We start from the raw sequence: 7,218 nt of genomic DNA on the forward strand, positions 1-7,218 counted from the left end.
ACTTCAGGCGGATAACGTCTTTGATCATGCGTAGAGAAATTCGAGGTTTGGGCATCCGGCTCCTGAAGGCAAAAGCCGTCGAGGTTAGGACGCCCGGGTTGAGTTCTCTACGCAGCACCGCCTGGCTTCAGATCCCACAAAAACGTGGGCTGAAACGGCGGTCACGATGACCGAAATGATCGGTCACGTTGCCGAAACGGCCGGTCACGATGAACCGACAACGGAGTCGGTCACGATGGGCCGAAATCCTCGGTCACGATACCGAAACCAGCGGTCACGTTGGTCCGAAATACCCACGCGGCGCCGTCGGGCGTGATCTTCACCTGCCGCGTGGTGCGGTTCAGCAGCTTCACGCGCAGCCGCGCCTCCAGCTGCTGCACGAGCTGCGTCACAGTGGTCTTGCTCATGTGCAGCGTCTGTGCCGCCTTAGTGAAGCTACCGGCTTCCACTACGCGGGTAAAGGCCTGCATTGCATCGAATCGGTCCATCGGAGATCCTGATGTCAGGGGTTATTGTTTGGAAATGGCAAAAAGTCATTGTGCGACTTGCTTGTTTATCTGAAGACCGTGATCGCCTAGAGTCCACCCATCCCCACCAACAAATAGGTATCTCATGTCTGCACGTGATGTTGTTTTCCCCGCCGGCCGTCAGGCGCTCTATGACAAGAACCGTTACTCACCTGCGATCCGGTCCAACGGCTTTCTATTCGTCTCAGGGCAGGTGGGCAGTAGGCCCGATGGCTCGCCAGAACCCGAATTGCAAGCCCAGGTAAGGCTCGCTTTCGACAACCTCAACGCGATCCTCTCGGCCGCAGGCTGCACGTTCAAAGACGTGGTCGACGTGACCGTGTTCATCGTTGATCCTGAGCCAAAGTTCGAAACCATTTGGGAGGTGGTGGGGGAGTACTGGGGTGAGGCTCCGCACCCCACGCTCACAGCCATTGGCGTAACCTGGTTGTATGGATTCCAGTTCGAGATCAAAGTGATTGCCAAGCTGCCCGAGGCCACTGCTGCCGTGTAATCCGACCACGCGCGGTGCAAGCTAGTCAGGATCAGAGTGATCTGGCCCGGTAGCGGTGGAAACCAACTCGTAGTCGCTACTGACCTGCATCCACTCCTGACAACGCTGCGATGTTTGCAACCGGTGGTGATGCGAGTTCGCCACCACATGCAGCCGGACTACCAAAAGGGGCGTGAGTAACTGCAAAAAAACATACCGTGAGCGAGCAACGTGGAGCTTGTCTGCCGTTTGTGAAAGCAGGAAATGGAAACTGCATCCGTGCCATCACTGACACGATGCATCCATGGCCTCGTCCAGCTTGTCCTACGCTTCGACCTTCACGCCTTTCCAGAAGGCGACTCGATCTTTCACCATTTCGGCACCAGGCTTTGGGTTGGGGTAGTACCAGACCGCATCCGGATTGGTCTCGCCATTCACTTTGAGTGAGTAGTAGCTGGCTAGGCCCTTCCAAGGGCAACTGCTCTTGTGGTCGCTCAAGGTGACATATTCGCGGTTCAGCGAACTGTCGGGAAAGTAGTGGTTCCCCTCAACGACCACCGTGTCGTCGCTCTGCGCAATCACCGCGCCGTTCCATGTGGCTTTCATGTCAATGTCTCCAGTGTGAATTCAAGCAGATGTTCAGATCAGCGCCACTGCGCCATTCTGGGTCGGCACACGCGTGCAGGCATATTCTTTGACGGCAATCAAATCAACTTCGATCGGCATCTCAGTTCAAATTTCTTGGAGGGGTCACTGAAAGTGACTCCTCTCTACGTCAGAGTCGTTCCAATGTAGTGCCTGGAATGGCTTTTTTGTTGGGAAGTGCGCGAACTACGGGCCTTGCGTAGACGATGGGGAACGTTTTCCGGACTATCGGACGCTGGCCGTGAACTCAGTACGTATCGACGATCAAGGCCAGCCGTCAATCAGTCCTGCCTCCCACTGAATGACCACTTCAGGTTCCCTGGCTCATTTTGTCGGACGTCCGGACACATTGGCATGTTGACCCGTGTGGGGTCATCGGAGAAGAATAGTTATGGAGACACAGTAGCTGTAGCCTTCGCTTTTTCTCCGGGTATGGAGCCATTCAAGCATCGTCAGACGTATCGACTGGATGATGGTGTGAGTCAGTATTTGCCTTTCCGTTTGATGAGAAACCCCTCCTTCCCTGCGCCCACAGTAGCGCCCGCCGCCAACTCCTATCTCGGGCTTCTGCGTGATGTGCTTAGTGGAATGGGAAGCCTTAACAAGGCCATTCCTCCGCGCTGGTTCTATGACCAAGAAGGCTCAAAGCTGTTCGAGGACATTACTCGGCTGCCGCAGTACTACCCAACCCGTTGCGAGCGTACGATTCTGTCGACGTACATCCGTGAGATCGTCCCACTCCTGGGGCACAACAAGGTGCTCGTTGAGTTCGGTGCGGGCTCCGCCACCAAGACTTCCGTGCTGCTTGGTAACGCCTTGGTCTCGGAGTACATCGCCATCGACATCTCCGGCGAATTCCTGCGCGAATCCATTGCGTCTTTGCAGGCCCAGTTCCCGCATATTCCCATGCGGCCTGTCGAGGCGGACTTTCTGCGTCCGATGGAGCTGCCGCATACGGTCCTGCAGCGAGGTGGCATCGGCTTTTTCCCGGGATCTACCCTCGGCAACCTCAGCGAAGCGGCCGCAGTCAACCTCCTGCGGACGTTTGGCGACGCCCTTGGCCATGATTCCATCCTGCTCCTGGGGGTCGATCTGCTGAAGGACGAGGCGATCCTCCTGCCGGCATATGACGACCCGCAGGGAGTCACCGCCAGGTTCAACCTCAATCTGCTGCACCGCATCAACCGGGAACTCGGCGGCGACATCCCGGTGTCTGCCTTCAAGCACGAGGTGCGGTGGAATGAAGGGCTATCCCGGATAGAGATGCATCTTCGCGCGCGATACGACGTGCAGTTTCGCGTAGCCGATTGCAGCTTCTCCATGCGGGAGGGCGAAACCATTCATACCGAGAACAGCTACAAGTACACCGTACGGGACATTCGCTTGCTGCTCAGGGCGGGAGGATGGAATACGACCGGCTTTTGGACTGACCCGGACGGATACTTTGCAGTTTTGTCCGCGCAACGTGTCCCGATTGGCAGCGACCAAGAATACAGCGCCGACTGATATGCGCGCCGCCTACATTCTGCGCATCAGCATTGGCTAACCCACTCCCACTCCCTCTCCCTCCTGCGACGACGAAGCCACCTATTCACACGAGGGGGCCTGCTCATAGCGACTGCGGCCAATGTGCGGTCAGAACAATGGACGAAGACGTCGATATGTCCATGTTTTGTCAATCACCTGGCTGCTCTGAACGCCGGGCACGCTCATAAAAAAAAGGACCCCGGGGCTCATGACCAGGAATTTACTTCGCGCGTGTTCTCCCGCGAGTTTTCTCATTCCTGACGCGACAGATCGCGCAGCTCTTGCGAACCGTTTTGCACTGGTTCGCGCAGCCACTCTGAGTGCGGCGAGTCCCCTGAGCGTGGAGGACCAGTGCGCACAGTCAATGGCAGACGCGAGTCCGACGAAGTGGCACCTGGCGCATACCACGTGGTTCTTCGAGGCCGTGGTCCTGATGTCTCACACATCATGCGAGCCCTTCAACGCGTCCTATCTGCACCTGTTCAATTCGTACTACGAGTCCCTGGGTAGCCGCCATCCGAGGGCCCAGCGAGGGCTTCTCACACGTCCAGCACTGCGGGAAGTGCACCGGTATCGTGAGCACGTCGACGCCGCTGTCATTCGGCTCATAGAGGAGGCCGACAACGAAACCCTCGAGTCTGTGGGGCCGCTGATTATTCTTGGTCTGCAGCATGAGCAGCAGCATCAAGAGCTCATTGTCACGGACGCCCTACACCTGCTCTCGTGCAATCCGATGCTCCCGGCACTTCGAGCCTCTGGAGAGGGGCCACTTCGCCTTCAAACTCCTTCACAGGTTAAATGGCTGGATGGACCGAGCGGATTGGTAGAGGTCGGTCACCCAGGCGGAACCTTTGCGTTCGACAACGAAACCCCGCGACATCGTTGTTGGCTGGCGCCATTCCAAATTGCCGACCGCTTGGTCACTTGCTCAGAGTATGTCGACTTCATCGCCGACGGTGGCTATAAAACTCCCGCCTTGTGGCTGTCCGAGGGCTGGGCGGTGGTTCAGTCTAATGGCTGGCAAATGCCCGCCTACTGGATTGCGCCAAGAGACTCCAGCGCGCCGGCCGAGGGGTGGCAGGTGTTCGGGCTTGCCGGAGTCCAGCCGATGGATCTTGGAGCTCCAGTGAGCCAGCTGAGCTTCTATGAGGCTGCTGCCTTTGCTCTATGGAGCGGTGCGCGACTGCCCACAGAGGCTGAATGGGAATCGGCGGCACGGTTGCCGGAGATTCGACAGCTAACAGGTCATGTCTGGCAGTGGACACGCTCTTCTTTTGATCCGTATCCAGGATTCAGGCCATGGCCAGGAGCTATCGGTGAGTACAACGGGAAGTTCATGGTCGGCCAAATTGTTCTCCGCGGTGGAAGCGTGGCCACCCCACGCGGCCACACGCGCCTCACCTATCGCAATTTCTTTCCACCCGCGACCAGGTGGCAATTCAGTGGGCTGCGCCTCGCGCGGGACATGGAGTGTTGATGCCAGGCTGAAACAGAGGCGGGGCACGCCATGGGGCACCGAGTTCCGCCTGCTGATCCCAAGGGATAGCGCTGAACGACTCGGGCAGGGTCGCCGCAGTCCTTGCAGGCGGAGGAACTTGGAGCCAATGCGAAAACTGGTGGTAAGTCCAGGCGCTAAGACCGATAGCAGCCGCAATCGGGCTATGCCAGCGCATCCGCCACGTGGTTGCGAAGCATCGGAACAATGTCCCTGTCGAACCACGGATTCTGCTTCAGCCAGTTCTGGTTGCGCGGCGAGGGGTGGGGCAGGGTGATGAACTGTGGCGCATACGACTTCCATGCTGCGACTGTCTCAGTGAGGGTCGCCTGCCTGCGTTCACCGAGGTATTTCGCCTGAGCGTACTGCCCGATGAGGATAGTCAGTCGAATGTGAGGCAGAGAGGAGAGGATGCGTTCATGCCAAAGAGGCGCGCACTCGGGACGTGGCGGCAAGTCTCCGCTGCGGCCTCGACCGGGATAGCACAGGCCCATCGGCACGATCGCGAACCGGCGCGCGTCATAGAACACCGATTCCTCGACCCCCAACCACTCCCTCAACCGTTTCCCGCTTGCGTCGTGCCACGGAATCCCACTTTCGTGAACCTTAAGGCCTGGTGCTTGACCAACCATCAGGATGCGAGCGGACGGTGAGATTCTCACAATGGGTCGAGGACCCAGCGGGAGATGCGCCTCGCAGACGCGGCATGCTTGAATCTCACTCAGAAGTGCGTCAAGACGACCAGCAGCAGAGCAGTGCAGCGGCATCGAAGTCAAGTGAGAGTCGTTCGCAAAGAGACGTTGAGTAGGCATGACGGTCTGATTGCGAAAGGTTTCCTGTCGCAGCGCAGTGCCAGTCGTGGCCAGCTTACACGCCATCGCGCAGACATGCTCAACGTTTTGGCGTCAGCTTCTGGATAGTTGTTTTGCAAAGAATGAATTCGGTGCGTCCGCGGGGATGGAATCAGGCGGCGCCGAGGCCACTTCCATGCTGCGTTTACGTGAAACGTTACGCCGATCCCTCCAAGTTTGAAGAGCTTGACCTTTGAAGTCGTTGAGGGCCTGTCATTTGGGGAAAGCCTCGGAGTACCGGACCAATGCAGCCACAGCAACCCAGCGACGGTCGGTACCACATCACTGTGCCGATCAATCCTTAGTGCGCCTGGACGGCTTTTCGCTGGGGAACTGCGCGAGCCACATCCCTCGCGGCGACGATAGGAGATGTATTCCGGACTATCGGACACGCCGAGCGCCGTACAGTGCCCCAGCGCTCGCTTGGAGTGGTGCGGAAAACGCTTCCTGCCGGAGCGGCGAGTTCTCTTCTCTTGCTCGCCAAGCGGAATGAAGCTAAGGAAGGTCTGCATAACCCCCGCCGCAGCGTGAGCTGAGTCGTCGATTTTCAGATGACGACATGGAAGGCGGATACCGATGGTTTTTGAAGGCGGATTTCGGCCTTCTGCGGCCGTTTTGACCTGCCTCGCAGGGCATCGCCCGGGATGCGGGCGCACTCATCCCCGCTCAATGTTCAAAAGTCGTTTGCGCACCATCCACAGATTGCTCAGCGCAAACAGCATCGTGAGGCGCGCCGTGTTCTTGGCCAGACCTCGGTAGCGCACCTTGGCATGACCAAACTGCTGCTTGATCACGCGAAACGGGTGTTCCACCTTCGCCCGGATGCGCGCCTTGGCCTGCTCCAGTTTGTCCATGATCTCGCCCATGGGTGTGCTCTTGTCCAGCGCCTTGCGTTTGCCCGGGCGCATGGCCACGTGCCAGTTCGCCTCGATGCCCTGCGTCTCTTCGCGCTTGGCCACACCTTGGTAGCCCGCGTCAGCGAACACATCGCTCTCTTCTCCATGCACCAGCGCGCCGGCTTGTGTCACGTCGTTGACGTTGGCCGCCGTGCCCACCACGCTGTGCACCAGGCCCGAATCGGCGTCCACACCAATGTGCGCCTTCATCCCGAAGTGCCATTGGTTGCCCTTCTTGGTCTGGTGCATCTCGGGGTCACGCTCACCGCTGCTGTTCTTGGTCGAGCTGGGCGCGGCAATGATGGTGGCGTCCACCACGGTCCCGGTCTTGAGCAGCAAGCCCTGATGGGCCAGCCCGGCATTGATGGTGCCCAGCACCTGAGGGGCGAGCTGGTGCTTCTCCAGCAGGTGGCGAAAGCGCAGGATGGTGCTCTCATCAGGCAGGCGCGCGGCGCCGTCCAGGCCCACAAAGCGGCGGTACAAGGGGCGCTCGTGCAGCTCTTCTTCCATCGCCGGATCGCTCAGGTTCCACCACAGCTGCAGGCAGTGGATGCGCAGCATGGTCTCCACCGCAAACGGTGGGCGTCCACCGAGCGCCTGGTGCGCTCCGCGGGCGTGCGGCTGGATGAGCGCGACCAGGGCATGCCATGGCACGACCTTGTTCATCTCTTCAAGAAACACTTCCTTGCGCGTCTTCTTGTGGAGGGGGTCCAGCCCCAGCGTGATTTGGTTCATGCCCCTATCTTCTCCTCACTTCACGCCGTTTGCCAGTTCAACGGGAGGGAGGTTTTGCAGACCTTCCCTA

General features: G+C 58.8%; 6 protein-coding genes and 1 pseudogene. 3 read left to right on the top strand and 4 right to left on the bottom strand.

Translation table 11 applies throughout. The features are described 5' to 3' along the window. Positions 1–284: 284 nt before the first annotated feature. Positions 285–488: pseudogene (locus K225_RS0118885) on the bottom strand (LysR family transcriptional regulator); the annotation flags it as partial. 124 nt (positions 489–612) lie between these two features. Between K225_RS0118885 and K225_RS0118890 the strand changes: the two are divergent. Next, positions 613–1,020, top strand: coding sequence for a RidA family protein (locus tag K225_RS0118890; protein ID WP_026437797.1), 408 nt, complete (start codon positions 613–615; stop codon positions 1,018–1,020). Positions 1,021–1,323: 303 nt separating this feature from the next. Here the strand turns inward: K225_RS0118890 and K225_RS0118895 are convergent, their stop codons facing one another. Then, positions 1,324–1,605: a DUF427 domain-containing protein gene (locus K225_RS0118895; RefSeq protein WP_026437798.1), complete on the bottom strand. Its 282-nt coding sequence runs from the start codon at positions 1,603–1,605 to the stop codon at positions 1,324–1,326. Between the two features lie 471 nt (positions 1,606–2,076). Between K225_RS0118895 and egtD the strand changes: the two genes are divergently transcribed. Continuing rightward, complete coding sequence (gene egtD, locus K225_RS21270; RefSeq protein WP_202900064.1) at positions 2,077–3,150, top strand: L-histidine N(alpha)-methyltransferase; 1,074 nt, start codon at positions 2,077–2,079, stop codon at positions 3,148–3,150. Between the two features lie 229 nt (positions 3,151–3,379). Beyond that, positions 3,380–4,648, top strand: a complete 1,269-nt coding sequence (gene egtB, locus K225_RS0118910) for an ergothioneine biosynthesis protein EgtB (RefSeq protein WP_034713439.1) — start codon at positions 3,380–3,382, stop codon at positions 4,646–4,648. 182 nt (positions 4,649–4,830) lie between these two features. On the opposite strand, the gene K225_RS0118915 is transcribed toward egtB, so the two are convergent. Beyond that, entirely contained in the window at positions 4,831–5,433 is a 603-nt protein-coding gene (locus tag K225_RS0118915) for a uracil-DNA glycosylase family protein (protein WP_051249094.1), read from the bottom strand. Positions 5,434–6,173: 740 nt separating this feature from the next. Continuing rightward, a complete protein-coding gene (locus K225_RS0118920; protein ID WP_026437586.1) occupies positions 6,174–7,148 on the bottom strand; it encodes an IS5 family transposase in 975 nt (324 codons plus the stop codon). Between the last annotated feature and the right edge of the window lie 70 nt (positions 7,149–7,218).

The sequence above is a fragment of the Acidovorax sp. JHL-9 genome (assembly GCF_000426205.1).
GTDB lineage: Bacteria > Pseudomonadota > Gammaproteobacteria > Burkholderiales > Burkholderiaceae_C > Acidovorax > Acidovorax soli.